This is a genomic window from Roseateles sp. NT4 (assembly GCF_051857475.1).
GTDB lineage: Bacteria > Pseudomonadota > Gammaproteobacteria > Burkholderiales > Burkholderiaceae_C > Pelomonas.
Genome location: NZ_JBPZGZ010000001.1, coordinates 830,768 through 853,843, shown reverse-complemented (window position 1 = coordinate 853,843; position 23,076 = coordinate 830,768). Strand labels below are relative to the sequence as shown.

The following is a 23,076-nucleotide window of genomic DNA, read 5'->3' as shown; positions in this document are numbered from 1 at the left end:
TTAGTCTTCGAACAGGGCGTCGGCCACCCCCAGCTTGCCGGGCAGGCGTGTTCCAAACAGGCTGCCGGACAGCGGCTGGGCGGCCAGGGCCTCGCGCTTGAGCTCACTGCGGGCGGTGGTCAACATCAACTGGTCCAGGCCTTCGCCGCCGATGGCGGGGCAGGTCGTATGGGCAGCCGGTGCCGCGTACACGCTCATCGCCTTGCCCGACGGGTCGTAGCGCACCACGCGTCCGGCGCCCCACTGGGCATTCCACAGGCAGCCCTCGGCATCGATGACGGACCCGTCGGGCCAAGCCTGCCTGCTGTCCATCTGGGTGAACAGGCGAATGTTGCCGACCTGGGCGGTCGCGGTGTCGTAGTCGCACTGCTGGATGCGCTGGGTCAGCGTGTCGCAGAAGTACATCGTGCGGCCGTCAAGGCTGAAGCAGATGCTGTTGGCAATGGCCACCGCCGGCAGGGCCAGGCGCCGCAGGCCGTGCAGCATGGAGTATTGATAGAAGCTGCCGATGGCGCGCTTCTCCTTCGCTTCGTTCAGCGTGCCGAAGACGAAGCGCCCACTGCGATCGGTGCGGCCGTCGTTGACGCGGGTGCGGGCCTCGGCGGCGTCGACCGGCGCCAGCGTCTGCAACTGGCCCAACTCCAGTTCGTCGCCCACCGTCGCCAGGGCGATGCGCTTGGCCAGGCCGAGAAGCACGCGGCCCGAACGGCAATGAGCGAAGCTGCCGAGCCGGTCCGGCAGGCGGCAGGCCAGGGCCGTTGCATCGCCAGGCCGCCAGGCGTTCAACGTGGCGCCTTCGATGTCCGTCCACCACCAGCGGCCATTTCGCCACAGCAGGCCTTCGCCCAGCGTGGCGGTCTGGGCCAGGGCGAGGTCAAGCGCTTGCGTCATGGCGTGATGGCCACCCGGCGGATGGGCAGCAGGCGGGCGCCGCGCAGCTCGGCCACCTGGGTCTGGCCGCTGGCAAAGACCGGGCGGTGGGCGGCGTCGATGTAGATGGGCGCGTCGGCGCGCAGCGGCAGCACGCTGAGCTGCAGTTCGGCACCGGGCTTCAGCGCAAACTGGCGCAGGCCGATCTGCCAACGCTGGCCGTTGTAATACCAGTCATCCAGCATTCGCGGGCCGGCGAAGACGCGGCCGATGTCGCCGACGAAGTCCAGCTCCAGCAGCACGTCCTCGGCGTTGGGTGCCAGCGGCTGGGGCAGCTTCAGCGACCAGGTCGCGGCGCTGGCAAAGGCCTCGGGAACGGGTTGGACGGCCGCATGGGCCAGGCCACCCTTGAGCACCGGTGGTGCGTTGCGAGCCGGGCGCGTGGCGGTGACCTGCAGCGTCGGCTCGGCAGCCCCGGCCTTGAATTCGAGATGCTGCAATGGACCGTCCAGCCTGACTTGCAACCCCGGCGCCTTGGGTTGGGGCAGGGCAGGGAAGACGGCGGCATGCAGGGGTTCGGTGGCCAGGCCGCGCAGCTGCAGCTTGCCTTCGGCCACCCAGACCTGCTGCTCGCTGAAGACCAGGCGGCGCTGGCCGGCGATGTCCAGGATCTGCAGCTGCGAGGCCTCCTCTTGAGACAGCAGCAGCACGCTGACCGCACGGCCGCCCGATTTGCCGAGAGTCAGCAACTGCCCGCCGTCGGAGGACATGGTCTTGATGCCATCGGCCAACGCGAACTCGGCCTGCACGCCTGGCGTCGGCGCGAAGACGTGCACGATGCCCTGGGCGCCCGCGTCCAGCCGCGCCACGGGTTGTGCCGTGGCGTAGCGCAGCTTCACGCCATCGAGATCGAGATTGAGCGGCCAGATGAAATAGACGCCGCTCGGGATGTCGATCGGGTGGCTGGGCAGGGTCAGCGCACCGCCAGGCAACTGCACCTCGAAGCGCACGCCGCCCTGGGCCGGCAGGGCGTACTGGCGCACATGGTTGTTGAAGAACAGGAAGCCGCTGTCGCCTCGTGCGCGCACGGCCCAGCGCGGCGTCTGCAGATCGGCTGGGTTGGCGGGCGTGCGCCCGGGCTGGCGCACCGTCATCGTCGCGAGCCGGGCGCCGTAGTCGCGCAGGAAATAGTGGAAGGGACGCAGCTTGGTCAGCACCGGGCGCTGCTGGCCGTCGGGCCCGAGGGGCGCCTGGAAGTCGTAGCTGATGCGCGGGGTGTCGTTGTAGCCACCGCTCAACGTGCTTTCCTCGAGGCCCGTGCCGCCAATTCCAGTTCCAGCGACCGGGTTCCGACCGCCATGGAACATGTAATAGCCGAACAGGTTGACGCCCGAGCCCAGCTGCACCGGCAGCATGGCCGCGATGTCGTCGGGCGACACCAGGGTGCGACGCCGGTACATGGCCGGCAGGCCGGGGCCGTATTCGGCGCCCAGGAAGGGCACCTTGTCCTTGTCGCTCTCGGCGGTGCCGGGCTCGTGCGCCTGGGTCTGCGCGCCGAGGTCGCCGCTGACGCGGGTGTCGAAACGGAAGGCGTGGGTTTCCTTCGGAGCCAGCTCCGTCGTGCTGGTCGCCCAGGGCTCGTCCGGGTAGCCACCGAAGACGGGCGTGACCTGACCGGACGGGTAGACCGTGCCGTCCCAGCCGGTGACGGTGTAGAGCGGCACATCCAGGCCAGCCTTCAGCGCCAGCTTCTTCAGCGCGCTGATGTGCTCCTCGCCACGGCCGGCACCGCGGATGTTGTATTCATTCTCCAGCTGCACGCCGATGACGGGGCCGCCATCCTTCCACAGCAGGCCCTTGAGCTGGGCGCCGATCTCGGCGTAGAGCTTCTCGACATGGCCCATGTATTCCGGGTCGTTGCCGCGGGTGGGCATCTTGTCGACGACCCAGTCAGGGATGCCGCCATAGCGCGCCTCGCCATGCGCCCAGGGGCCCAGGCGCACGACGACCTGCAGTCCGGCGGCCTGGGCCAGCTGCACGAAGCGGCGCAGGTCGTGGTTGCCCTTCCAGTTGAAGGCGCCGGGCTGCTCCTGGTGGTGGTTCCAGAACACATAGCTGGCGACGATGTCCAGGCCAGCGGCCTTCATCAGACGCAGCTGGGTCTCCCATTGCGAGGCCGGTGCGCGGCTGAAGTGGTACTCGCCCATGACCGGCAGCCAGGGCTGCCCGTCCTTCAGCAGGTACTGGCTGTGGACGGCCAAGGTCTGGCCCTTGGGCGTGCGGGCCGTGCCGAGCTGCAGATGGCCGGTCGTCGGCGCTGGCGCGTCGGCGCGGGCATCCAGCTTCAGCAGCATGTCGGCGCTGGCCGTCGGGCCAAGCGCGGCCAGCGCCAGCCCTGCGCACAGCGTCAGGATGCGGTTCATGGGAGTCTCCGTTGTCTTTGTTTTGTGCGGCCGCGCTTCAGAACGCGTGCCAGGCCTGCACGAAGGCCTTGGCCCTTTGCGCCACTTCGGACGCATTCAGGCCGGGTGCATAGAGGGCAGAACCGAGGCCGAAGCCGTTGGCGCCGGCACGGCGGTAGATAGCCATGGTTTCTGGCGTGATGCCGCCCACCGGCAGCAGACGCAGCTCCTTGGGCAGCACGGCGCGCATGGCCTTGACGACGGGCGGCGTGACGAGTTCGGCCGGGAAGAGCTTGAGCGCATCGGCACCGGCCTGCAAAGCCGCGAAGGCCTCGGTCGGCGTCGCCGCGCCCGGCACGCAGGCCATGCCGCGCGCCTTGGCGACGCGGATGACGGCCACGTCGGCATGAGGCATGACGATGAGGCGACCGCCGGCGATCTGCACATCGCGCACCGCGTCGGCGCTGAGCACGGTGCCGGCGCCGATCAGCGCATCGGCCGGCATGCGCCGCGCCAGGCGGGCGATGGAGTCCAGGGCCTGGGGCGAATTCAGCGGCACCTCGATGACGCGAAAACCTTCGGCATAGAGGCCGTCGGCGATGGCCTCGACCTCGTCGGGCTTGACGCCGCGCAGGATGGCCACGAGGGGGAGTTGTTGCAGTGCCGGGTCGAGCATGTCAGTCAAGCCCCATGGTTTGCGCCAGCTGCCAGAGGCCGGCGGGCGCGGTGTTGTCAAGTTGCAGTGGCGCGTGGACGCCAAAGCGGCCCAGGGCCAGGGCATAGCGCTCGCACAGAGCCGGGTCGCCGATCAGGGCCAGGCACTCGGGCGCGCCGGCCTTCAGTTCGTGGGCGATCTCATGGCCGATGAGCAGGCCGGAGAGGTAGTCGGGCAGGTCCGCGGGCGGCAAGCGCTTGAACAGGCCCAGCGTGCGCACGGCGAACAGTTGATGGCTCAAGGCACCGTCTTCGCGCGCCGCATCCACGCCAGCCAGGAAGGCCTGGGGGGAGGGCGGGGCGCTGCCGTCGGCCGGCATCAGGCGCGACAGCACCGAATGCTGGCGCAACAGCGCATACAGCTCGCCGGTCATGTGGGTGGCAAAACCCGTCACCCGGCCTTGGCCGACGCGAGCCCATTTGGAATGCGTGCCGGGCAGGACCAGGCAGGACTGCGCGGCCAGCTCGGGGTGCAGGGCCAGCGCGCCGACGATCTGCGTCTCCTCGCCACGCATGACATCGGGCTGGGCGCCGTCGCGCATCAGGCCGGGCAGGATCCAGAGCTTGTCCTTGACCTGCAGGGCCGCGCGGGCCAGTGCCGCGGCATCGGCCGGGCAGGGCGCATAGGGCGCCTCGCGCCAGCCGTGCTGGCTGCCGACCATGCCACAGGCCAGCGCGGGGAGGGCGGTCCAACCGGTCGTGATCGCAGCGAACGCTTGTGCGAAAGCGGACTCCCCGGAAAGCGTCGAAGCGCCCTGCTCCGATTGCCGCGTTTCCAGCACGGTGCCGTCGGTCCCGAGCAAAAAGGCCCGCAGCCGGGTGCTGCCCCAGTCCAGCGCGATGAGTTTGGCGTTGGTGTTCGTCATCACCATTCCGCGACGCTGCCGTCCGCATGGCGCCACAGCGGGTTGCGCCAGTCCGGCGCCACCTTGCTGGCTGCAATGACCTTCTCCTCATCGACCACCACACCCAGGCCCGGCCGGGTCAGCGGCTTCATATAGCCGTCCTCGATGTGGAAGTCTTCCTTGTTCACCACATAGTCGAGGAGCTCGCCGCCCTGGTTGTAGTGGATACCCATGCTCTGTTCCTGCAGCACGGCGTTGTGCGACACGAAGTCCACATGCAGGCAGGCCGCCAGCGCGATGGGGCCGAGCGGGCAGTGCGGTGCCAGGGCCACGTCATAGGCCTCGGCCATGGAGGCGATCTTCATGCACTCGGTGATGCCACCGGCATGCGACAGGTCGGGCTGCACGATGGACAGGCCGCCAGCCTGGAAGACGCGCTTGAACTCGAAGCGCGAGTACATGCGCTCGCCGGCCGCCAGCGGGATGGCGGTATGTTCGGCCAGGCGTGCATAGGCCTCGTCCTGCTCGGCCAGCACCGGCTCCTCGACGAACAGCGGGCGATAAGGCTCGAGCGCCTTCAGCATCACCTTGGCCATGGGCGCGCCGATGCGGCCGTGGAAGTCGATGCCGAACTCGATGTCGTGGCCGAAGGCTTCGCGGATCTCGGCGATGCGGGCCACGGCCTCGTCCACCTTGCGGGCGCTGTCGATGAGGCCCATTTCCTCGGAGCCGTTCATCTTGAAGGTGTCAAAGCCGCCTTCGCGCAGCCGCTGGATGTCGCGGATGACGTCGGCCGGGCGGTCGCCCCCGACCCAGGAATAGACCTTGATCCGGTCGCGTACCAGGCCGCCCAGCAGCTCGTGGACGGGCGCGCCGAGCACCTTGCCCTTGATGTCCCACAGCGCCTGGTCGATGCCGGCGATGGCGCTCATCAGGATGGCGCCGCCGCGGTAGAAGCCGCCGCGGTACATGACCTGCCAGAGGTCGTTGATGCGAGACGGGTCCTGGCCGATCAGATAGGGCTCGAACTCGTGCACCGCGGCTTCGACGCTGCGAGCCTTGCCCTCGATGACGGGCTCACCCCAGCCGCTGATGCCGGCGTCGGTGTCGATCTTCAGGAACATCCACCGCGGCGCGAGGCGGTAGGTCGTCAGCTTGGTGATTCGCATGGGCCGTGTCTGCAACAGGAACGGCCGTCAGCTTAGGAGGGGCTGCTAGTTCTGAAATATCGATTCTTTGCTGACAGCTATAGGGATTTCGTATGGGTTCTTTCGGCGCCAGAAAAGCAAAAGGGCTGCAGATGCAGCCCTTCGGACGGTGTGAAGCGATTTCAGTTGCGCTTGTTGGTGATGTCAGCCAGTTGAGCGATGACGGCCACGGTGGACAGCGCCAGAGCAACGATGAGCAGTTCCATTTGTTTCCCTTTCTTTGTTGATGCAACGCTATCTTAGGGTTTTTACCAGGCATCACAAGGGTTAACCCTATGCATTGCAGGCATGGAACGATGCGGTACCGACAGACACCGGATCGCGAGGCCGCCATCTGGGGCCAGCGGTCTACGCTCATCTCCTCTAGAAGACTTCACAAATACCCATATCTATCAAATGCTTGAAAAGCTTTCTTAAAGTCAATTCTTGTCATTGACATGCCACCGTCGCGGCAAGTCGGCTCCCTGAGACATGCAGGCCGCGATGCCCAGAGGGCGGTGCGGCTAGCGATTTCTGTGGATGCGGTCACGGCGCGGCGATGTCAGCATGAGCCGTCGCAAGGCAGAACGAAAGACGGAGGTCCACCGTGGAGATGGCGCATCAGGCACACCAGTTCGCAATGCTTGGAAGAAAGCAGCTCGCCATCCAGGAGGGGATAGCTCTGCTGCAGAGCGCGCAGATGGATCTGGCCAGCGCCAGGGCCTCCGCCAGCGCCTGGGGCATCGTTGGCGTGATGGCCAACGTCACCTTGATTCCACTCAACGTGATCGTGAACTCCTTCGAGCTCAAGGGAGCGAGTTCCCTCTACCAGGTCGTCGTCCATGAGCTCTACGGCAAGTTCGCCAAGAGCGGCACGCGGCTTGAAGACGGGCACGTCAAGACGATGCTGTCCCTGCTCAAGCAGGGCATCGTCGCGGAGCTGAAGCGCAAGGCCATGACCGACTACATCCCCGGCGTGAACATCCTCGTCGGGTTGGCCGAGGATTCCTATGCTGCCTGGCAGGCCGCCGCGCTTGTCGAATCGGGCAATCGGGAGATCGCGGCGCTGGCCGTCGACCTGGATCGAAAAATCCGTGCCGCAAGCCAGCAGCTCATCCAGCTGGGCATCAAGCGCGCGGAAATCCTGGATCGACTGCAGATCGCCGCGCGCACGGCGTAAGAGGGCGCCTGGGCACCAGGCGGCCCCCGATCTCTTCAGTGAGCGTCGATCCAGGCCTTCAGCGCGTCGTCGCGAACGTTGAATGCCTCGAACAGACCCAGGGCGCGGAGGGCGGGCAGATCTCGACCGATGCTTTGTTCGGCATTGAGGCGCTCCTCCGAACCCGGTGGGGAGCTTGTCCAGGCACGCGCATTGGTAAGAAAGGCGCCTACGGTGCCCTTGCGGACGACGACGCCTTCGAGCTCAACCTCGTTCTGGCTGTCGGGCAGGATGTCTTGGGCTCGCATGGCGGCTCCTCGTGAAGTTGCTATGCAGGCAACTCTAGAGACGGGTGGCGCATCTGAGTACGATGCCGACGCCAATCGATAGCCGTTTTCCGCCAAGGATGCATCTCCCGCTGATCCCGCCCGCAAAAGCCTCCGACGAGGGCGGGCCGCCCCTGATGGGCGTCGCGGCCACCTCGGGCGAGGCACGCCGCACGCCCAGCCACAGCCACGCGCGCGGACAGCTGCTCGGGGCTACGCGCGGCTTGCTGACCGTCGAAGCGATGCATTGCCGCTGGGTGGTGCTTGCCACGCATGCCGTCTGGGTGCCGCCGGATGTCCCGCATGGCATGCAGTCGCATGGACCCTTCACGGGCTGAAGCGTTTACGTCGCCGCCGAGGCCTGCGCGACGTTGCCGGCCGAGCCGGGCGTGGTGGCCGTTTCGCAGCTGCTGCGCGCCGGCATCGCGCGAGCGACGGATTGGCCTGCGGGGCCTCTGACCGACGCGCAGGCCCGGCTGCCGCTGTGATCCTCGATGAGATCGGCGACCTGCCGCGCATCCCATTCAGCCTGCCTCTGCCCACCGACGCCAGGCTGCTGAAGGTGGCGCAAGAACTGCTGACACGGCCGGACGATGATCGGAGCCTAGAAGCGTTGGCCGATTGGGCAGGCGCTTCATCGCGGACGTTCACGCGAAAGTTCGCCGCCGAGACGGGGTTCAGTTTTGCGGAGTGGCGTCAACGGGTGCGCCTGCTGCGCGCTTTGGAGCTGATCGCCGCCGGCCGCTCGGTCAAGAGCGTCGCTCTCGAACTCGGCTACGCCAACGTCAGTGGCTTCATTGCATTGTTCAAACGCAGATTTGGCGTGACGCCAGGGCAGCACGCCTTGGCGACGGCGCCAGAGGGCTTGGCTATCGAGGAAGCATGAGGGCAGGGGCGCCGGCTTTTTGCAGGCCCCTGGCACAGCGCGGGCAGCCGGCGCACGCCCCGACGTCGCTTCCATTTTGAGCACCTATAGGTGCTGCAAGTGGTGACAGGAAGCGCGCGCAACGCGAGCATCTAGAACAAGCAGGCCTGACAAACGGAGTCGCCTGGGCAGGCTGCACCTTCCCGAATGCCGCACCACTCACTTCTTCGAGGGCTTTGCGATGGACATCCACCATTGCGCCAACGTCAAAACTTCGCGGCTTCCACAGCTCTGCTTCAGCAGGCGCATCATCATGTCAAAGAAGGCAGAGCCAGGGCCGATGGAAGCATGAGTCAGGATGTTGCCCGAGGAGACAAGCAGGCCAATGATTTCTTCAAGCGCAGCTGTCATGCGCCGGAACTTGTCCACCTTCATGCCCTTGAAGCCGTCAACTGAAGCGGCATCCCAATCTTTGGAGTACTGCTCAAAGAGACTTTTGATGCGATTGATCAGGTCCGCGTCGACATAGATGCACTTCGCGCCCTTGCCGGTCTCCTTGACAGCCGCAAGCCATTTTTTCTTGTCGTGGTTGGCTTCTAGACCCTCCAGGGCGGCAACAAAGTTGAATCCGCCTTCATTGGTTGAACTCGAACTGGAACTGCTGCTCGCGCCAGACTTCTCCTCCGCTTCAGCGGCACGCCGCCTCTGGAGCTCTCTGTACAAACGCTGCGCGTTGGCAAGAAAAACCATCAACGTGTCGTACATGTCCCTGCACTTCCGGGCGAGACGACGCATGTGCTCGACCGACGCACGTTCATGGATTAGGTCATCTTCTTCTTGTTGCAAGGCATGCTGCAACTCCGGGCTCGCGATGCTCATGATCTGCTCCACTAACTCGGACAGTTCAGGAGATTCAAACGTGTACCTCTCCAGCCAGATGTCCAGGTTGAAGCCGTAGGGGTGAAGCTCCGTTTCCAACAACTTCATCAGCTCAAACAAGGCAGCGGCAGCTTCCGTGGCGACAGCTTCGTCAGCGTCGCTCATGATTTCAATGGGAAGCTTCTTCTTCCGGTCGTCATCGCCGTCATCGCGACCACCGCCGCCTTTTCGAGAACCTCCGACGAGTCGGTCCGTAACTATTCTTGCTGCGTCAGGTGCTTCCATGGTCAAGCTCCCTTAGATTGAAAGGTCGTCGCAAGACGATCGACGGCGACCAGAAGTGGATCGGTCAGGTGAAGGACGTCATCACACCCTGATATCAACTCGTCGGTGAGGATCCAAGATTTCATCTGAGCGACGCTTTTGGCGGAGTCGAGGGGTTGAGCAAGCTTCTCCTGAGCGCTGCGCACCATAGCCGCAGCCTTCTGGTAGTCAGTGCCACCGCGTCGGTCCATCTCCGCAGCCAACTGGCGAAGCGCCGATTGAGCGCGCAAGGTGGCACCTTCCCATACCAAACTGCCGACGCGGTCCTGCTCTGAAGATTGGTCGCCAGCGTCAACTACCACCTCCATGGGGACGTCAAGGGCCGTCATCAGCCATGCATCTTGTTTCTTCCGATCAGTCATATCGCGCTCCATTGCTTGTTCCAGGGCGATTCGAAGAGCTGTGCGGCTTCGGCATCTCGCGTAAACGCGCTTGCTTCCGATTTCTGCTCCGTTGAAACGGGACTCCACCCGATAGCTTGGAAGAAGGCACGTTGCGCGCTGACTGCGTACAACCTTCTTTCACCAACTTCCGCAGCCTCTTGCATCAGCCAGCTGACGAGCTGGCGACCCAGGCCTTGTCGCCGGTGGGGGAAGGCGACGACCAGGTTGGAGAGGCACGTAGCGAGCCGACCGGATTCAGGCAAGAACGCTCGCACAACGCTTGCGCAACCCAAGACCTGGTCGTCGCCCAGCGCAATCGCTGTCATCGGCAGGTCTAAACCCTCACAGCGCGGCAAATGGCAACCTGGCCATTGCGCCAGGAAGAGGCGGCGAGCTGCAGCGTCGAGGGAGTCATCCTGTCCAAAGCGCACGAAGCGCCAAGGCGGCAGCTCGACACACGGCCCTGCCATCACTTCAATCACCTCCATCGCGTGCTCCCGACCTACCTCAGTTTTCCGGAAAGATCAGTCAGCGACCGATCAAGCGTGGCGCGAATCGTGACCGGAACAAATGGGTTCGAATCGAGTTCGCCGATGAAGGGGTCGCTGACAGCCTGCCGATGGAAGAAGCGAACCAGGCGAGCCGCCTCGCGATGCAGTGAATCTCGGTCTGAGGCTTGCGGCCCAGCCGCCAAGCGGCTGAAAAGGCCGGAAAGATCGTCGGCGAATGCATCCAGCACGCTGTCGAGCTTACGTAGCTTGCTGGCAATCTGCGGAAAACCTTCTCGCTTCCCGTAGACCTCCGTGATCGCTTGCTCGAGCTTCTTGAGTTCGGCTGCGACCTTCGTTTTGGTCGCATCCCAAACGAGCCGGCACTTGGCGTAGTCGACCATCCCGGCTGTACTACCGGCACGCTGGCGAGAACGTCCAGCATCCCGCTCGTCCGCTGATTGAGGCGGTGAGCTCTCCTTCAGGCGTATGGACTCGAGAACCTCGCGCACCGCGGACTTTGAAGGTGTTGGCATGATGGTCACCGGGGTGAATACATAACTTGCAAGCCGGTCGGCATCGCCGACGGGCTCAACGAGCAACAAGACAGCGCCATTTAGTCGCCCGGACTGCTTGAAAGTTCCGTTAGCAGGTACGCAAGAAACAATGGACAGGCATACCCGAATACGCCGCAAGGGGGCTCCCCGCGTAATTCGCTGCCTCAGGCATGAGGATTCAAGCCAGCGTGGGCTCGGGGAGTGCGACGGTCAACGCCGATACGGCCCTAGATGGTTGAACGAGCCCCTGCAGATGCTCGGCCACATCTTCATGGCGCTGAGCGTGCTTGGCGCCCTGGGCATCGCCTTCAAAGACTGACCGTGCCTCTGTTTCTCGGCGCGCTGATCGGCGCATTGATCTCTGCGGCGGGCACTCTCGTTGGCCGCGTCTTGCTGTCCCTGGGCATCGGGTACGCGAGCTATTCGGGCATTGACGCCGGTCTATGACGGCGTCACCATGCCGCAGCAGGCGCCATATCCGGCCGCCTGCATCGCCAGCGCCAAGCGCTGCCAGTGCTACAGCCAGCAGTCCACGAAGCTGGACATGAGTGATGAGCTGTGCCGCAAGCTCGCCGATGGCGGATTCTTCGTGGCCTGGGCCGCCAATGGCGAGCGGGTGCAGCAACAGCCCCAGCAAGCCCCGCAGGCGGCCCCACAGGCGCTTGGCGAGAGGCTAGGGCAGGGTGCAGGCTCGTTCGGCCCGCCGCCGGCTCAAATCGCCGCCGCTACGGTTCAACCCGATGCCGGGCCTGTGGCGCGCCGGATGGAGAGAACCGCGCAGTAGGGGCACGGCGATACTGGCCGCCAAAAGGGGAGGCCAGATGTCTGGTTGGGATTCAAGGTCGGGCGGTCTGCCGCTTTTTTTGCACGTGGCGTTGGGTGTCTTCATCGGGTCGCTCGCCGCGTCGTTTGTGCTACGGCGCGTTGTGGTCTGGCAGGCGCAGGTAGCCGCTGCGGAGCTGGCCGCCGAGCTGGCTAGGCAAGCCGCAGCAGTCGACGCAGATGTGAAGCGCACGCAGGCGGCGAATCAAGCGGTCTTAGCTGCCAAGCGCGCGCAGTTTGTACAGGCGCAGAACGCGGATGAGCAGGCCAAACGGCAGATTTCGGCCGAGGCAGGCAAGCGCGCCGCCGCTTGGGGGCGGTACTACCGCAAGCCGGCAAGTTGCGATGAGGCCCGGGGCGGCTCATGGACAGTGGATTGCTCCAACGAATTTATTCGGGCTAACAAGCGATTTGCGGAACTGTATGAGGCAGGCAAGCTCTGATTGGGCCCAGCATCAAAGGGAGCAAAAATGTCCAGCGTGAAACCAAAATCATGGGTTTATGTTCTTATTTTTCTTGCGCTGAGCGGAGTTTTGATTTGTGCCTATGTGGCAGGTGCAATCGGAAATAGAGAGCTAGCGCTTGGATGCCTTCCATTACTCGGCACATTCTTCGGTGCGACTTTCGCCTTCCGTCTGAATCAGGCGAAAGAGCACTTGATTGAGCAGCAGAGACGAAAAGATGCGTTGAGTTGGGGGCTATTTATCCTGGTTCGACAAGCAAATGCAGTTGAAGGCACATCTCTGGGGATGGACAAGTATCGTAGTCTGCCGCCCGCTCACAGGGCGTTCACTTATCCTGCACAAAAGCCTCCAGACTACCAAGATCTGGTGCACGACTTCGCTGATCTCAAGTTCGTTTTAGACCACGACCCAAACTTTTTTCTCCTGCTGACGATAGAACAAGAAAGCTTCCATCAGGCATACGCCGCGCTTCGACTTCGAAATGAGTTCTTTTTTGAGCAAGTTCACCCGGCTATTGAGAAGGCGCAAGTGAACAATAGGGTGATAACCGACGACGAGATGGAACAGGCACTGGGCGAAAGGCTCTATCACACCTTGATTAATACAACAGACAATGCGCTCGATCTCTTTGCCGATTCTCGGAAATCATTGCCAGAGACGATTGAGAAAATGCGCCAAGTAGCCAAACAGTATTTTCCGGATGAAAAGTTTATTACCTTCAAAATGAAGGCCAAATTGGAAAATTCAGGCAAGTGACTGTTTAGCGGGGTCCGGGGCGGTAGCCCTGGGAGAGCTGGCCGCCAGGCCGCGGGAGCCCGCCTGGTCGACGAGCTGCAGCTGCTCAACCGCGCCGCGCCTGGTCGAGGTCTTTCCAGGCTGGCCGCGTCGTCAAGACCTTGGGCGGTGGCGACGGGATGTCGTTGGCCGCCAGGCGCTCTCGTCCGACCTGGCCTAGCTCGCCGGCGCCGGTCACCTTGGCTGCGTCCTGCAGTCGGCGCAGCTCGCGGTAAAGCGCCGCCTGCAGGTTGAGCGCGTTCTGGGTCCGGTTGTGCATCTCGGCGTCCCAAGCGCTGTGGCCCCATCCAGCGCCATACGGTGCGCTCAGACACGCCCAGGACACGGGCGATTTTGGGAACATCGGCGGCCTGCAGGCCGAGGTCGTTCATCAGCTCCGCGAGCGTCGGGAGCCAGGTTGGCAGGCGATTCAGCATGGCATTTGAATCGGCTGCGATGTCATAGAAAAAAGGCCCGCAGTGCGGGCCATAGTTACGTTGAGAAGTCGCGTTAGGAGCCGATCGAGCCAGCGTCTGCGGTGGCGACAATGTGCATTACCGGATCGGTCTGAAATGACCCGCGAACCCCGATGGATAAAGGGGAAAGTCGCGATCCGGCACCCCCGGCACGGTGCCGGGGTAGGGCCCTCAGTGGGCCGTTTTAGCCTTCCCAGGCTTGGACATGCGCGAGAGCAGCATTTCCCACACTTCGCGGTCCTCGGGAGAGGTCGCGCGCTCGAGATTTACGGCCAACACGGCCTCAGCCGGATCAACCCCCGCCAGCTCGGCAAGCCGCATGGCTACTGGGTTTGAGGGCTTCACGCCCTTGCTTCGGTAGTGCGTGACGTGCGCCGACGTGATGCCCAAAAGCTTGGCAATTCGGTAGTCGGTGACATCGCCTTGCCGGTGCTTGGCAAGGTCGAGCAATTCAATCGTCGAAAGCATGGAAACCCCCCGGTTTCGTGGCGCTGCTGCCACAAAAGGCACTTTAAGCGCCTTCAGGCAAACGACAAACAACTGAATGTTGTTGCTGTAGCTGAACGTATTTGCTCTATCGTGCGCCCCGCTGACCGGTCACTTCGAAACCCCCCGTTCCCCGGTCCGGTCAGCACCCTTCGGAATGGCGCCGCGCATAGGGCGGCCCGGTTCGGTGCTCGTGGTGAGAGTCCACGGCGGCGCCACCCCGAAGGGTCTCAGGCGGGGAGGGTGGGGGTTCAAGGGGTTTCGCATGGCATTTGGTGACATCAACACCATCAACCGTTTTCTGACCATGGCGCGGCACGTGAAGGGCAAGACCTTCGCCAAGTGGCCGGGCTGGTCGACCGGCGAGACGCTGGCCGTCGCGCTCATCCTCAACCGCCCCGAAGTCCTGAAGGCGATGGACTACACGGCGCTCCAGGCGGTGCAGCGCGTCGACATCCTCGACGTGGCCGACATGGAATTCATCGCGCGGCAGGTCTGACGATGAACACCCAACGAATTCAAGAAATGGCCATCGCCTGTTTCGATGGTCGGTGCGAGGTGGACGGCCTGCCAAAGTACAGCGACCTCGCCCGCGTGCTGGATGAGCTGACATCGGCGGTGCTCCTGGCCGCGCCCGGCGACTTCATGCAGCGACGCCTCGACACGGCCATCAAGACCCTGGCTGTGCTGGGCTGGCAACCGCCTGTGCCGTGGCCGCCGGAGCCCGGCGCCGACTGCTGCGTTACGTGGAGGGTCTGACCATGCTCGCCACCATCAAGACCAAAGCCGGGACGGCTGAAGTCGCTGCCGATGAATCGGGCGTCGTGCCCGGCGTCGTGCGCGTCAAGGTCGGCTTGTTCCCGCTGTACTTCAGCCCCGCAGAGGCCCGGGAAATCGGCCATGCGGCCATCAAGGCGGGCGACTTCGCGGAGGCCGCAAAGATTCGCGAGGACGCGAAGGCCAACACGGCATCCGTGCAGAACCCGACCATGCGAGGGATCGCAGGATGAACGCCCGCAGCGACGATCAAGGCGCGTGCGCCTCCGGCCTGCTCGACGTGGCAATCGAGCTGCGCAACCTCGTCCACGTCTTGCAGGTGCTCCAGCTCGGCACGTCGGCCGGCCTGCGCCTGCAAGCCCTCGCCCTGGGCGCCGGCACGCACATTCCAACGGCGGCAGCGCAGGTGCTCCTACAGCATGAAGCGGCGGTGGAAGCCCTCCGCGACGCCCACGAAGGAGGCTTCTGACCATGAGCGGCCCCATCCCCCATCAAGTCGCCCAGGCGGCCCAGGGCTTCGCCTTCGCTGCTGAGGCTGCGGCCCTGGGCCTGAGCGCGCGTGAGTTCGCGGTGCTGAAGTCGAAGGCATCCATCCTCGACGCCCAGGACGCCCGCAAGAAGGCCGGCGTCATGACGGCGCCCGCGCGCTGGTGGCAGGAATGCCCGCTGCGCGTGCGAACGCTGCTGGTCAACCTCGGAGCCAAGACCGAGGGCGACGCGGCCACCAGGGCGCGCCTGCCCTGGGATGCCTTCGGTCCCGGCGATCAGACCAGCATCGCGGCCACGGCCGCCGAGCTGCTGCGCGGGCTCAAGGGCGGCGACTGCCTGGGGTGGTGATGCGTCGCTGCCGGGGCAATGAACATCGCTGGGCGCCCATCTGGGGCAAGGGCTGGCTGCAAGGCGTCGTGGGCTATCGCTGCTGCGCCTGCGGTCGCGTGAAGTCGGCCGGCTGACGTGCTGAACCTCAGCCCGCGCCGGAAGCTCGAGCTTCTGGGCGCGAAGCCCTCCGACGTAAAGGCAGCGCGCCGCGCCGGCCACAAGACGGCCTTCATCGCCTGGGCCATGTGGACGGCCGACGCGCCGCGCCGCCGTCGCGCCGAGCATGCCGCCCGCGAATCCATGGCCCAGCTGGGCATGCAGCGCGCGCTGGCCCCGGTGGACCCGGACGCGCCGGACTCCGTGCTGCGCGACCTCGCCCGCATCCGGGCCGGCATCATGCTGGACCGCATCGGCGACCTCTGCGAGCCCGTCTCGCTGGCGTGGCTTGCCGCGCAGGTCCGGCCGCTTCAGGCCGAGCTGCCGCCGGTCAAGTGCGGCGACGCTGACGGCCTGCGCGCCGCCGTCAAGCGCGTTTGCTGCCCCTACTGGTGGCGCCGTCAGGTGCGCCGCGCTGCCGGGCAGGCGCGCGAGGCGCGCGCGGCCTTCAACGGCCAGCTCGGCAAGGGGCGGCAGGTGTACGTCACCGACGACACGGCACGCCGGCATGAGGCCCAGCGCGCCAGCAACAAGGCCATGCTTGAGCGGACCGAGATTGAAGACGACGAAGGGAACAAGATCACCCTCGCCGCAGCGGTCAAGGCCAGCGTGGCAAACAAGGCGATCCGGCGCGGCGAGTTGATGACCCGCATCAAGGGCGCCGAGCTGTGGGCAGAGGCGCGCGGCATGGCTGGCCTGTTCACGACCAACACGGCCCCCAGTCGGTTTCACTCGGCGGCAGGGCGCAACCACAAATACACGGGCGGCGAGTCGTCGCCCGGTGCTGGCGACTACGGCCCACAGCGGCCGAACGCGCCGGCCGATGCTCAGCGCTGGCTCTGCAAGACCTGGGCGCGCACCCGCGCTGCCCTGGCCCGTGCGCGCGTCTCCGTCTTCGGCTACCGGGTGGCGGAGCCACATCAAGACGGGTGCCCGCACTGGCACATGCTCCTGTGGGCGCCGCCGGCCGAGCTGGACAAGCTGCAAGCCATCATGCGCGCGCACTGGCTGGCCGAGGATGGCGACGAAGCCGGCGCCGAGGAACACCGGGTGAAGTTCAAGCCGCTGGACAAGGGCGGTGCCGCCGGCTACGTCGCGAAGTACATCTCCAAGGGCATTGACGATGCCGGCGCCGTGGGCGTTGAAGGCCACCGCGACGAAGAGCAGGGCCAGCAGGTCGACGCCATCGGCGGCAGCGCGAAGCGCGTGGAAGCCTGGGCGTCCGAGCATCGAATCAGGCAATTTCAGGCCATTGGTCAGCCTCCGGTCACTGTGTGGCGCGAGCTGCGGCGGGTTTCGGAGCCCGCCGCACAGGGCGCCTCATACGCGGTGCAGGAAGCGCTGGAAGCGGTCAACCGCGACGGCGGCCGGCGTGCCTGCTGGCGGCGCTACATGGAAGCCCAGGGCGGCGCCATGGTGGGCCGTGCCTATCGCATCGAGATTGCCGGCGTCGAAGAGCTGCGCGAGGGCCGTTATGGCGCCGTGCCGGCCCTGCGAATCGTCGGCGTGCGCGACCGCCTGGGCGGGCCGCGTGTCTTCGAATCTGAGCGGCGCCAATGGCGTCCGCGTGGCACATGGGGACAAGGCGACAAGGCCATGGCGGCAACCCGCCGGGCCGGCTTTGCAAGCGCGAAGCGCGCGCAGCCTTGGACCCGTGTCAATAACTGTACGCAGCAGGCCGGCGGCATCGCCGCGCTGTGGGGCTCCGGCATCGTCGGGGCCGTCATGAATCGGGGGCCGGGGGGTCCAACCTTTGAAAGTGAACCCCTATGTTCTCCGTTTGGCAATCCGTCAAGGTCAAGAACCCCGACCACGCCCGCTTCGGTGAAGCCGGCACCGTCTTCAGCACCACGGCCACCGACCCCGATGCGGTCGTCGTGAAGTTCGATGCGGGCGGCGAGCCCGAGCGCGTGCTGATCGCTGACCTCCAAGCCCTGGCCTAAGCCATGGTCCGCGCCGTATCTGAAAAGGTGGGGCGCGGGGCTTGCCCCTGCTGCGCCGAATCGGTCATGTACCGAGAGACCAGCGGGGGCAAGTTGTCTTTCCAATGCGACGCCTGCGACCTCAGCGGCTACATGCCAATGGGTAGTCCGGCCGCGAGAAAGGCCCTCGCCACCATCACGAAGCGACTCGACGAACCGGCCCCGGAGCATGTCCCTAAGGCATCGCCCCCGCCGGCCCCTGAGACCGCGCCAGCGCCGCCTGCAAAGGCAGTCAATTCCGTCTTCTCCCTGGGAGGCCTATGAGCCGCGACGACACCCCCGGCGATGACCTCGCCGCAATCACATTCACCCCGACCGGCGGCCAGGCGCAGGCCGACGCTGCCGCCAACGAAGCCCAGCAGGCGCATGAACAGGCCCAGGCCGACCGGCAAGCGGAAATGCTCAAAGCGGGCATGCAGCATGTCCTCGTCGGCCTCCTGAAGACGGCGCGAACGCTGATCGCCCGGCGCCTGCCCGAGATTCGGGAACACTGGTCGGATGCCGTGCTGAACGGGCCGGCTGAGGCCGCGTTGCCGCTGCTCGAAAGACACATGGGCGCCTTGATGGGCCTGCTCGGCAGCTCGCCCGAGCTGGTCGCGCTGGGCCTTGCCTGCCTGCCGCTGGGCCTGGGCTACATGCAGGCGGTTGAGCAGCATCGCCGCACCATCGAAATGCCGGCCGGCGACGGCTCGGCCGGCCCCTCGTGAAGGCCCTCGCGGCCTTCGCGACGGGTGCCCGGGGCACAGGAAAAACGGCATGGTGCAAGCAGTGGATCAAGGCCAGCGGCAGCAAGCGCGTGATGGTCTGGGACTACAAGCACGACGACGGGCTAAGCGATGTCGGCAAGGCCTATGCGGACTGGGCCGCCTTCGTCGCGGCATGCACCCGACCTCAGTTCACGGCGCGCTATCTGGTCAGCCCTGACCACGATCCGCACGAGCAGTTTGAGGCCTTCTGCCGGCTCGCTTGGCGGGAGGGGAATCTGCTCATGTTCGTCGACGAACTGGCCGAGGTGACGAAGGCCAACAAGGCCCCGCCGGCATGGCGCAAGTGCGTCAACGTCGGCCGCAGCTATGACAACGGAACCAAGTCGCTTTCGATCCTCGCGGCAAGCCAGCGCCCGCCCGAGGTCGATAAGTCGTTCCTGGGTAACTGCGATGTCATCCACGCGGGCCGCCTGGGCTATGCCAGCGACGCCCGCCAGCTCGCCGCGATGTGGGGGATTCAGCCTAAGGAACTGGCGACGCTGCCCGATCTGCACTGGATCGAAAAGCGCGCGGATGCCCCTGAGGTTGCGCGCGGCGTGTTGTCTTTTTCACGAAAAAAGCCGGCTGTGAAGCCCGCCAAAACACGCCCCTAAGGGACTGCCCCTTAGGGGCGTTTTTTGCGCCTGAGGTGCCCCGGGTTGCCCACTGCGAACCGTTCGCACAGCAACCCCCAAACACCCCCTCAGGAAACCATCGTGGACCTCTCCAACCTGACCAAGCTGGCCATCCCGGCCGCCATCCTCTACGCCCTGTATCGCTTCGTGCCTGACCAGCGCGTCAAGGCGATGGTCCTGGGCGTCGCCGGCACCATCGCCGCGGGCCAAATCCCCTACGTCAAAGACGTGATCTAAGGCGAGGCGGCACCATGCAAAAGCAAGTCCCCCTCGATCCGTTTCAGAACGTTGTCGCGACCGGCGTCGCCATCTGCGACCTCGCGAAGTTCCTCGGCTCCGTCATCGAGAAGTTCACCTTCACGCTCGGCGGCACCACGTTCACGAAGTCGATGATCACCTACCTCGCCCTGAAGGCGAACGGCAAGGTGATTTTCGAGACTGACGGCAGCAAGCTGGACTCGGCCAACCTGTACAACGCCGGCACGTCAGATGTCACGATCCTGAAGCTCGACTTCATGGACCGCAAGGCCGTCACGGTCAACGCCCGACAAGCCGGCGCGATCGATTGCTCGGTCGGCTCGGGTATCACGAGTCTGCGACTGGAAATCACCATTGCCGGCGCCACCGCGCCGACCCTGGTGGGCTTCGCCGACGTGTCGCCCCCGAGCGATGACCCCAACGAACAAGGCATCCGCGGCCTCATGGTGCGCCGCCATCGCCTGCTGTACACAGCGCCGGGCTCGGGCACCTATGCCCTGCCCATCCCCCACATGGACCCGGCCGGCGGCGGCTCGACCTATCGCCGGCTGTACTTCTACAGCGCCAACATGACGGCGCTGAAGACGGTCCGCGAGGGCATCGCCGAGCATGAGCTCACCAAGCTCCAGAACGAGAACGCCCAGAAGGACAACGGCAAGGTGCCGCAGGCCAATCTGGTGGTTTTCGACCCGGTGCAGGACGGCCAGATGACCGGCCGCGTGTGGGACACCCGACCGAGCGTCGGCGTCCGCTCGGCCCAGTTCTACGGCACCTTCAGCGCTGGTGAAACGATCACCATCGAGACCGAAGAACTGCTGCCGCTGGGCGCGTACTGACATGGTGCAAGTCGTCACCGTCACTCAGCAGCAAGACACGTTGCGGCCTATCCGCAACTTCGTCTCCCTGCTGGCCGGCGCGACGGCGGACCAGACCTACGCCGATGCCGACTACTGGGCCGGCAACCCGTCCGGCCAGTTCGTCTCGCAAAGCCCCAACGGCATGACTGCCCGCGAGGGTCAGCCGGTCTACGTCCAGGCCTCGGCCACGGCCACCAGCGCCGGCATCCGCACGTCCTCGCCTGAGGTGCTGTGGCTGCTGGCGGCGGTTGCCGCCTACATGTTCCTCAAGTGACATGGCAAGCAGCAACGTCCAGCTCGGCATGCAGGCCGGGTCCGCGTTCGGGCCGTGGGGCACTGCCATCGGTGCAGCCGCTGGCGCGGCCACCGACCTAGGCGCCCAGGCCCTGGCGGGCACGAATCAGGCCTCGGCCTGGGTTGATGCCCGCTCGGCCTTCGATGGCTCGGGCTGGACCGTCAGCACGGGCAGCAGCCGGGCAACCGGCGGCAAGTCCGGCGGCCTCAACCAGTCCGGCGCCGTCACGCCCAGCGCGGTCAGCTCCATCCCCGCAATGCCCGGCTTCGGCGCAGGGCAGGGCGGCGACCTGCTGCCCTGGCTACTGATCGGCGGCCTCGCGCTGTACCTCCTCAAATAAGGCGCCCCCATGGGACTCTTCTCCGGATTGCTGGGCGGCCTCCTCGGCGGTGGGTCCACCGACGTGCAGGGCGGCTTCATCAAGGCCGACAAGCAAAGCCAGACCGAGACCACGACGAACAGCACCTACAACGACAACCGGTCGGTGCAGGACGCGGGTTACGGCGTGATCGGCAGTGGCTCGGTGGACAACTCCACCAGCTCAAGCTTCTACACCCGCGACAGCGGCAACGTCAGCAACACCAACAGCGGCAATTCGTCGTATCAGGTGCTGGACGGCGGCGCCATCGGCAAGGCCTTTGACAGCACCGACAAGACCGTCTCGGCGGCCTTCAAGTTCGGCGACTCGGCCCTCGGCTTTGGCTCGAAGGCCCTTGCATTCGGCTCTGACACGGTTGACTCGGCGCTCGGCTTTGCCAAGCAGGCCCAGGCCGAAAGCCAGTCGGCCATTTCCAGCGCTTTTGACAAGGCGCTGAAGGCCTCGACCGACTCGACGCGGACCGTGGTGGACAGCCTCAACAGCACGGCAAGCGCCGTGGAACGGGCCTTCGCCGATGCCAAGGGCCGGGGCTCGATGACCGACACGATCACGATGCTCGCCATTGGCGGCGCGCTCTTCGTGGCATTCATGGCGACTCGCAAATGACCACGGCAACCACCAAATACACGTTCACCATTGGCGCCGGCCAGAACTGGCGCCAGCAGGTCGTGGGGCGCTTCTGGCGCATCCTGGCTTGCAGCGGCCCGGTGCGGGTCCAGAACGAGACCGACAACCTCGATCAGTGCATCGTCGGCGACGGCAAGGAAAAGACCCCGTTCGGCTTCCTCAGCGTCACCGACCAGTCCGGCGCGTCCAACACGGTGACCCTGGTCATCAGTGACGAAGCGTTTCTCAACGCCCCGGTGACTAACACGGTCATCACGGCGACGAAGAACCCGCAGGTTTCGTCCCTCAGCCACTCGGCGCCGGGCGTGGCAACGTCGTCGGGTCAGCTGATCGCTGCTAACGCGGCGCGGCAATACCTCATGGTGCAGAACCAGCACCCAACCGCGACCATCTGGCTCCGCAATGGCGTTACGGCGGCGGTGGGCACGGTGCCCTGCATCAAGGTGGGTCCGGGCGGATTCTGGGAATGGGATGCCATCGGCGTGACGAACGCTTGGCAGGTCATCGGCGACGCGGCAAACGCCCTGGTAACCGTCGTGGAAGGCTGACCCATGGCCGGCTCTCCAGCAATCACCAGCTCGGGCGGAATCCCCTTTGGCCTGAACGTCCGGGCCTGGGTGCTGTTTCGCGGCGGTACTGGCGCCATCGTCAAGGCGGCCGGCGTCTCGTCCGTCGTGCGCAACTCGGCCGGCAACTACGCCATCAACCTGACCTCGGCCATGGTGGACCAGGACTATGTGACGGTCATCGTTGATCACGCGGCAAGCGGCGCATCGCGGTCGCCATTCAACGCCGTCACGCAGCCGGTCAGCACATCTCAGCTGAACCTCTTTACCTACAACGCCACGGTGCTGACGGATTCGTCACTGGTGTGGCTGGGCATCGCAGGATGAAGCTCGACCCCACTCTGATCGCGGCGGCCATTGCCCTGGGCGCGGTGGCCTACGTCAACCTGCGCCGTCAGCCTGTGCTCGACCTTTCCGAAGGCAGCGGCGGCGGCGACGTGTCCACGGGCGACGGGGAGGGCGGTTGGACCGACATTCCCGGCCTGTTCACCCAGGCGCAAAGCGCCGTGACGGCCAGCACCTGGGGCAACCCGTCCACCCTCAGCCAAGACGGCCTCGCCGCGATCATGCGCCGCGAGGGCTTCAGCGCGACGGCCTACCCCGACCACAAGGGCTATTCCATCGGCTACGGCCACCTGATCCGCGACGGTGAAAGCTTCGGCGTCATCACGGCAGAGCAGGGCGCCCAGCTCCTCGCGTCCGATGTCGGCTGGGCCGTGGACGCGGTGCGCGCGGCCATCACGGCGCCGGTCAACCAATCCCAGTTTGACGCCCTCGTGTCGTTCGCTTTCAACGTCGGGGCCGGCGCCTTCGCGCGGAGTACTTTGGTCCGCCGCATCAACGCCATGGACCTCAATGCCGGCGACGAGTTCGGCCGCTGGGTCTATGCAAGCAACGTCGTCAACCAGGGCCTTGTAGCCCGCCGCGCCGATGAGCGCGCCCAGTTCGAAAGCTGACC

36 protein-coding genes are annotated in these 23,076 nt (G+C 65.4%); 24 read left to right on the top strand and 12 right to left on the bottom strand.

From position 1 onward, the window contains the following. Genes ACS5PN_RS03990 through dgoD form a run of 5 tightly spaced genes read right to left on the bottom strand, consistent with a single transcriptional unit; the run spans position 1 to position 6,000 of the window. The gene (locus tag ACS5PN_RS03990; protein WP_439462644.1) at positions 1-891 is read right to left on the bottom strand and encodes an SMP-30/gluconolactonase/LRE family protein; all 891 of its coding nucleotides are present in this window, start codon (positions 889-891) and stop codon (positions 1-3) included. After that, positions 888-3,293, bottom strand: coding sequence for a beta-galactosidase (locus tag ACS5PN_RS03985; RefSeq protein WP_439462643.1), 2,406 nt, complete (start codon positions 3,291-3,293; stop codon positions 888-890). The genes ACS5PN_RS03990 and ACS5PN_RS03985 overlap by 4 nt, the downstream gene beginning before the upstream one ends. 37 nt (positions 3,294-3,330) lie before the next feature. Then, complete coding sequence (locus ACS5PN_RS03980; protein ID WP_439463688.1) at positions 3,331-3,948, bottom strand: 2-dehydro-3-deoxy-6-phosphogalactonate aldolase; 618 nt, start codon at positions 3,946-3,948, stop codon at positions 3,331-3,333. A 1-nt stretch (position 3,949) separates the two neighbouring features. Further along, positions 3,950-4,852 (bottom strand): 2-dehydro-3-deoxygalactonokinase, encoded by a 903-nt coding sequence (locus tag ACS5PN_RS03975; RefSeq protein ID WP_439462642.1) that lies wholly within the window; start codon positions 4,850-4,852, stop codon positions 3,950-3,952. After that, a complete protein-coding gene (gene dgoD, locus ACS5PN_RS03970; RefSeq protein ID WP_439462641.1) occupies positions 4,852-6,000 on the bottom strand; it encodes a galactonate dehydratase in 1,149 nt (382 codons plus the stop codon). The genes ACS5PN_RS03975 and dgoD overlap by 1 nt, the downstream gene beginning before the upstream one ends. Positions 6,001-6,092: 92 nt before the next feature. Here dgoD and ACS5PN_RS03965 point away from each other — a divergent pair, with 92 nt between their 5' ends. Next, positions 6,093-6,266: a hypothetical protein gene (locus tag ACS5PN_RS03965; RefSeq protein ID WP_439462640.1), complete on the top strand. Its 174-nt coding sequence runs from the start codon at positions 6,093-6,095 to the stop codon at positions 6,264-6,266. A gap of 359 nt (positions 6,267-6,625) precedes the next feature. Beyond that, positions 6,626-7,198: a hypothetical protein gene (locus ACS5PN_RS03960; protein ID WP_439462639.1), complete on the top strand. Its 573-nt coding sequence runs from the start codon at positions 6,626-6,628 to the stop codon at positions 7,196-7,198. 35 nt (positions 7,199-7,233) lie between these two features. On the opposite strand, the gene ACS5PN_RS03955 is transcribed toward ACS5PN_RS03960, so the two are convergent. Continuing rightward, positions 7,234-7,485 (bottom strand): hypothetical protein, encoded by a 252-nt coding sequence (locus tag ACS5PN_RS03955; RefSeq protein ID WP_439462638.1) that lies wholly within the window; start codon positions 7,483-7,485, stop codon positions 7,234-7,236. Positions 7,486-7,583: 98 nt separating this feature from the next. Here ACS5PN_RS03955 and ACS5PN_RS03950 point away from each other — a divergent pair, with 98 nt between their 5' ends. After that, positions 7,584-7,841 carry a hypothetical protein gene (locus tag ACS5PN_RS03950; RefSeq protein ID WP_439462637.1) on the top strand — a complete coding sequence of 86 codons (258 nt, stop codon included), beginning with the start codon at positions 7,584-7,586 and terminating at the stop codon, positions 7,839-7,841. Between the two features lie 146 nt (positions 7,842-7,987). Beyond that, positions 7,988-8,389: a helix-turn-helix domain-containing protein gene (locus tag ACS5PN_RS03945; protein WP_439462636.1), complete on the top strand. Its 402-nt coding sequence runs from the start codon at positions 7,988-7,990 to the stop codon at positions 8,387-8,389. 198 nt (positions 8,390-8,587) lie between these two features. Here ACS5PN_RS03945 and ACS5PN_RS03940 read toward each other — a convergent pair whose 3' ends face one another. From ACS5PN_RS03940 to ACS5PN_RS03925, 4 genes are read right to left on the bottom strand one after another with little or no spacing between them, the layout of a single operon-like run. After that, positions 8,588-9,532 carry a hypothetical protein gene (locus ACS5PN_RS03940; RefSeq protein WP_439462635.1) on the bottom strand — a complete coding sequence of 315 codons (945 nt, stop codon included), beginning with the start codon at positions 9,530-9,532 and terminating at the stop codon, positions 8,588-8,590. A 2-nt stretch (positions 9,533-9,534) separates the two neighbouring features. Further along, positions 9,535-9,933 (bottom strand): hypothetical protein, encoded by a 399-nt coding sequence (locus tag ACS5PN_RS03935; RefSeq protein ID WP_439462634.1) that lies wholly within the window; start codon positions 9,931-9,933, stop codon positions 9,535-9,537. Beyond that, the gene (locus ACS5PN_RS03930) at positions 9,930-10,442 is read right to left on the bottom strand and encodes a GNAT family N-acetyltransferase (RefSeq protein ID WP_439462633.1); all 513 of its coding nucleotides are present in this window, start codon (positions 10,440-10,442) and stop codon (positions 9,930-9,932) included. Before ACS5PN_RS03930 ends, ACS5PN_RS03935 begins: the two co-directional genes overlap by 4 nt. Positions 10,443-10,456: 14 nt before the next feature. Then, positions 10,457-11,047 carry a hypothetical protein gene (locus ACS5PN_RS03925; protein ID WP_439462632.1) on the bottom strand — a complete coding sequence of 197 codons (591 nt, stop codon included), beginning with the start codon at positions 11,045-11,047 and terminating at the stop codon, positions 10,457-10,459. Between the two features lie 273 nt (positions 11,048-11,320). On the opposite strand from ACS5PN_RS03925, the gene ACS5PN_RS03920 reads away from it, so the two are divergent. From ACS5PN_RS03920 to ACS5PN_RS03905, 4 genes are read left to right on the top strand one after another with little or no spacing between them, the layout of a single operon-like run. Then, positions 11,321-11,446: a DUF2523 family protein gene (locus ACS5PN_RS03920; RefSeq protein ID WP_439462631.1), complete on the top strand. Its 126-nt coding sequence runs from the start codon at positions 11,321-11,323 to the stop codon at positions 11,444-11,446. Further along, positions 11,430-11,783, top strand: coding sequence for a hypothetical protein (locus ACS5PN_RS03915; protein WP_439462630.1), 354 nt, complete (start codon positions 11,430-11,432; stop codon positions 11,781-11,783). The genes ACS5PN_RS03920 and ACS5PN_RS03915 overlap by 17 nt, the downstream gene beginning before the upstream one ends. Before the next feature lie 37 nt (positions 11,784-11,820). Beyond that, entirely contained in the window at positions 11,821-12,264 is a 444-nt protein-coding gene (locus ACS5PN_RS03910; protein WP_439462629.1) for a hypothetical protein, read from the top strand. A 27-nt stretch (positions 12,265-12,291) separates the two neighbouring features. Further along, on the top strand, positions 12,292-13,041 hold the full coding sequence (locus tag ACS5PN_RS03905) for a hypothetical protein (protein ID WP_439462628.1): 750 nt from the start codon (positions 12,292-12,294) through the stop codon (positions 13,039-13,041). An 85-nt stretch (positions 13,042-13,126) separates the two neighbouring features. Here the strand turns inward: ACS5PN_RS03905 and ACS5PN_RS03900 are convergent, their stop codons facing one another. Next, positions 13,127-13,339, bottom strand: coding sequence for a hypothetical protein (locus ACS5PN_RS03900; protein ID WP_439462627.1), 213 nt, complete (start codon positions 13,337-13,339; stop codon positions 13,127-13,129). Between the two features lie 367 nt (positions 13,340-13,706). Beyond that, positions 13,707-14,003 (bottom strand): hypothetical protein, encoded by a 297-nt coding sequence (locus ACS5PN_RS03895; protein WP_439462626.1) that lies wholly within the window; start codon positions 14,001-14,003, stop codon positions 13,707-13,709. A 283-nt stretch (positions 14,004-14,286) separates the two neighbouring features. Between ACS5PN_RS03895 and ACS5PN_RS03890 the strand changes: the two genes are divergently transcribed. From ACS5PN_RS03890 to ACS5PN_RS03815, 16 genes are all read left to right on the top strand, one after another. After that, positions 14,287-14,520 carry a hypothetical protein gene (locus ACS5PN_RS03890; RefSeq protein WP_439462625.1) on the top strand — a complete coding sequence of 78 codons (234 nt, stop codon included), beginning with the start codon at positions 14,287-14,289 and terminating at the stop codon, positions 14,518-14,520. Between the two features lie 2 nt (positions 14,521-14,522). Next, entirely contained in the window at positions 14,523-14,780 is a 258-nt protein-coding gene (locus ACS5PN_RS03885; RefSeq protein ID WP_439462624.1) for a hypothetical protein, read from the top strand. Between the two features lie 2 nt (positions 14,781-14,782). After that, positions 14,783-15,031: a hypothetical protein gene (locus tag ACS5PN_RS03880; RefSeq protein ID WP_439462623.1), complete on the top strand. Its 249-nt coding sequence runs from the start codon at positions 14,783-14,785 to the stop codon at positions 15,029-15,031. Then, on the top strand, positions 15,028-15,267 hold the full coding sequence (locus tag ACS5PN_RS03875) for a hypothetical protein (RefSeq protein WP_439462622.1): 240 nt from the start codon (positions 15,028-15,030) through the stop codon (positions 15,265-15,267). The genes ACS5PN_RS03880 and ACS5PN_RS03875 overlap by 4 nt, the downstream gene beginning before the upstream one ends. A gap of 2 nt (positions 15,268-15,269) precedes the next feature. Continuing rightward, positions 15,270-15,635: a hypothetical protein gene (locus ACS5PN_RS03870; RefSeq protein ID WP_439462621.1), complete on the top strand. Its 366-nt coding sequence runs from the start codon at positions 15,270-15,272 to the stop codon at positions 15,633-15,635. Between the two features lie 117 nt (positions 15,636-15,752). Continuing rightward, on the top strand, positions 15,753-17,654 hold the full coding sequence (locus ACS5PN_RS03865) for a replication endonuclease (RefSeq protein ID WP_439462620.1): 1,902 nt from the start codon (positions 15,753-15,755) through the stop codon (positions 17,652-17,654). 361 nt (positions 17,655-18,015) lie between these two features. Further along, positions 18,016-18,462 (top strand): hypothetical protein, encoded by a 447-nt coding sequence (locus ACS5PN_RS03860; protein WP_439462619.1) that lies wholly within the window; start codon positions 18,016-18,018, stop codon positions 18,460-18,462. Next, a complete protein-coding gene (locus ACS5PN_RS03855; protein ID WP_439462618.1) occupies positions 18,459-19,115 on the top strand; it encodes a hypothetical protein in 657 nt (218 codons plus the stop codon). The genes ACS5PN_RS03860 and ACS5PN_RS03855 overlap by 4 nt, the downstream gene beginning before the upstream one ends. A gap of 102 nt (positions 19,116-19,217) precedes the next feature. Continuing rightward, entirely contained in the window at positions 19,218-19,373 is a 156-nt protein-coding gene (locus tag ACS5PN_RS03850; protein WP_439462617.1) for a hypothetical protein, read from the top strand. A gap of 14 nt (positions 19,374-19,387) precedes the next feature. Continuing rightward, positions 19,388-20,230 (top strand): major capsid protein P2, encoded by an 843-nt coding sequence (locus tag ACS5PN_RS03845; protein ID WP_439462616.1) that lies wholly within the window; start codon positions 19,388-19,390, stop codon positions 20,228-20,230. Between the two features lies 1 nt (position 20,231). Continuing rightward, entirely contained in the window at positions 20,232-20,525 is a 294-nt protein-coding gene (locus ACS5PN_RS03840) for a hypothetical protein (RefSeq protein WP_439462615.1), read from the top strand. A gap of 1 nt (position 20,526) precedes the next feature. Next, positions 20,527-20,886 carry a hypothetical protein gene (locus tag ACS5PN_RS03835; protein WP_439462614.1) on the top strand — a complete coding sequence of 120 codons (360 nt, stop codon included), beginning with the start codon at positions 20,527-20,529 and terminating at the stop codon, positions 20,884-20,886. Positions 20,887-20,949: 63 nt separating this feature from the next. Continuing rightward, the gene (locus ACS5PN_RS03830; protein ID WP_439462613.1) at positions 20,950-21,531 is read left to right on the top strand and encodes a hypothetical protein; all 582 of its coding nucleotides are present in this window, start codon (positions 20,950-20,952) and stop codon (positions 21,529-21,531) included. After that, on the top strand, positions 21,528-22,100 hold the full coding sequence (locus ACS5PN_RS03825; protein WP_439462612.1) for a hypothetical protein: 573 nt from the start codon (positions 21,528-21,530) through the stop codon (positions 22,098-22,100). Before ACS5PN_RS03830 ends, ACS5PN_RS03825 begins: the two co-directional genes overlap by 4 nt. 3 nt (positions 22,101-22,103) lie before the next feature. Next, on the top strand, positions 22,104-22,445 hold the full coding sequence (locus ACS5PN_RS03820; RefSeq protein WP_439462611.1) for a hypothetical protein: 342 nt from the start codon (positions 22,104-22,106) through the stop codon (positions 22,443-22,445). After that, entirely contained in the window at positions 22,442-23,074 is a 633-nt protein-coding gene (locus ACS5PN_RS03815; protein WP_439462610.1) for a lysozyme, read from the top strand. The genes ACS5PN_RS03820 and ACS5PN_RS03815 overlap by 4 nt, the downstream gene beginning before the upstream one ends. The last annotated feature ends 2 nt before the right edge of the window (positions 23,075-23,076 follow it).

Bases quoted from the DNA above. Each gene is read 5' to 3' on its own strand.
- ACS5PN_RS03835 (WP_439462614.1), top strand. From the start codon at position 20,527: ATGGCAAGCAGCAACGTCCAGCTCGGCATGCAGGCCGGGTCCGCGTTC.
- ACS5PN_RS03815 (WP_439462610.1), top strand. From the start codon at position 22,442: ATGAAGCTCGACCCCACTCTGATCGCGGCGGCCATTGCCCTGGGCGCG.
- ACS5PN_RS03955 (WP_439462638.1), bottom strand. From the start codon at position 7,485: ATGCGAGCCCAAGACATCCTGCCCGACAGCCAGAACGAGGTTGAGCTC.
- ACS5PN_RS03965 (WP_439462640.1), top strand. From the start codon at position 6,093: ATGGGTTCTTTCGGCGCCAGAAAAGCAAAAGGGCTGCAGATGCAGCCC.
- ACS5PN_RS03885 (WP_439462624.1), top strand. From the start codon at position 14,523: ATGAACACCCAACGAATTCAAGAAATGGCCATCGCCTGTTTCGATGGT.
- ACS5PN_RS03950 (WP_439462637.1), top strand. From the start codon at position 7,584: ATGCATCTCCCGCTGATCCCGCCCGCAAAAGCCTCCGACGAGGGCGGG.
- ACS5PN_RS03875 (WP_439462622.1), top strand. From the start codon at position 15,028: ATGAACGCCCGCAGCGACGATCAAGGCGCGTGCGCCTCCGGCCTGCTC.
- ACS5PN_RS03990 (WP_439462644.1), bottom strand. From the start codon at position 891: ATGACGCAAGCGCTTGACCTCGCCCTGGCCCAGACCGCCACGCTGGGC.
- ACS5PN_RS03840 (WP_439462615.1), top strand. From the start codon at position 20,232: ATGGTGCAAGTCGTCACCGTCACTCAGCAGCAAGACACGTTGCGGCCT.
- ACS5PN_RS03985 (WP_439462643.1), bottom strand. From the start codon at position 3,293: ATGAACCGCATCCTGACGCTGTGCGCAGGGCTGGCGCTGGCCGCGCTT.
- dgoD (WP_439462641.1), bottom strand. From the start codon at position 6,000: ATGCGAATCACCAAGCTGACGACCTACCGCCTCGCGCCGCGGTGGATG.
- ACS5PN_RS03980 (WP_439463688.1), bottom strand. From the start codon at position 3,948: ATGCTCGACCCGGCACTGCAACAACTCCCCCTCGTGGCCATCCTGCGC.
- ACS5PN_RS03900 (WP_439462627.1), bottom strand. From the start codon at position 13,339: ATGCACAACCGGACCCAGAACGCGCTCAACCTGCAGGCGGCGCTTTAC.
- ACS5PN_RS03880 (WP_439462623.1), top strand. From the start codon at position 14,783: ATGCTCGCCACCATCAAGACCAAAGCCGGGACGGCTGAAGTCGCTGCC.
- ACS5PN_RS03930 (WP_439462633.1), bottom strand. From the start codon at position 10,442: ATGGAGGTGATTGAAGTGATGGCAGGGCCGTGTGTCGAGCTGCCGCCT.
- ACS5PN_RS03870 (WP_439462621.1), top strand. From the start codon at position 15,270: ATGAGCGGCCCCATCCCCCATCAAGTCGCCCAGGCGGCCCAGGGCTTC.
- ACS5PN_RS03860 (WP_439462619.1), top strand. From the start codon at position 18,016: ATGAGCCGCGACGACACCCCCGGCGATGACCTCGCCGCAATCACATTC.
- ACS5PN_RS03905 (WP_439462628.1), top strand. From the start codon at position 12,292: ATGTCCAGCGTGAAACCAAAATCATGGGTTTATGTTCTTATTTTTCTT.
- ACS5PN_RS03825 (WP_439462612.1), top strand. From the start codon at position 21,528: ATGACCACGGCAACCACCAAATACACGTTCACCATTGGCGCCGGCCAG.
- ACS5PN_RS03820 (WP_439462611.1), top strand. From the start codon at position 22,104: ATGGCCGGCTCTCCAGCAATCACCAGCTCGGGCGGAATCCCCTTTGGC.
- ACS5PN_RS03975 (WP_439462642.1), bottom strand. From the start codon at position 4,852: ATGACGAACACCAACGCCAAACTCATCGCGCTGGACTGGGGCAGCACC.
- ACS5PN_RS03890 (WP_439462625.1), top strand. From the start codon at position 14,287: ATGGCATTTGGTGACATCAACACCATCAACCGTTTTCTGACCATGGCG.
- ACS5PN_RS03845 (WP_439462616.1), top strand. From the start codon at position 19,388: ATGCAAAAGCAAGTCCCCCTCGATCCGTTTCAGAACGTTGTCGCGACC.
- ACS5PN_RS03895 (WP_439462626.1), bottom strand. From the start codon at position 14,003: ATGCTTTCGACGATTGAATTGCTCGACCTTGCCAAGCACCGGCAAGGC.
- ACS5PN_RS03910 (WP_439462629.1), top strand. From the start codon at position 11,821: ATGTCTGGTTGGGATTCAAGGTCGGGCGGTCTGCCGCTTTTTTTGCAC.
- ACS5PN_RS03940 (WP_439462635.1), bottom strand. From the start codon at position 9,532: ATGGAAGCACCTGACGCAGCAAGAATAGTTACGGACCGACTCGTCGGA.
- ACS5PN_RS03935 (WP_439462634.1), bottom strand. From the start codon at position 9,933: ATGACTGATCGGAAGAAACAAGATGCATGGCTGATGACGGCCCTTGAC.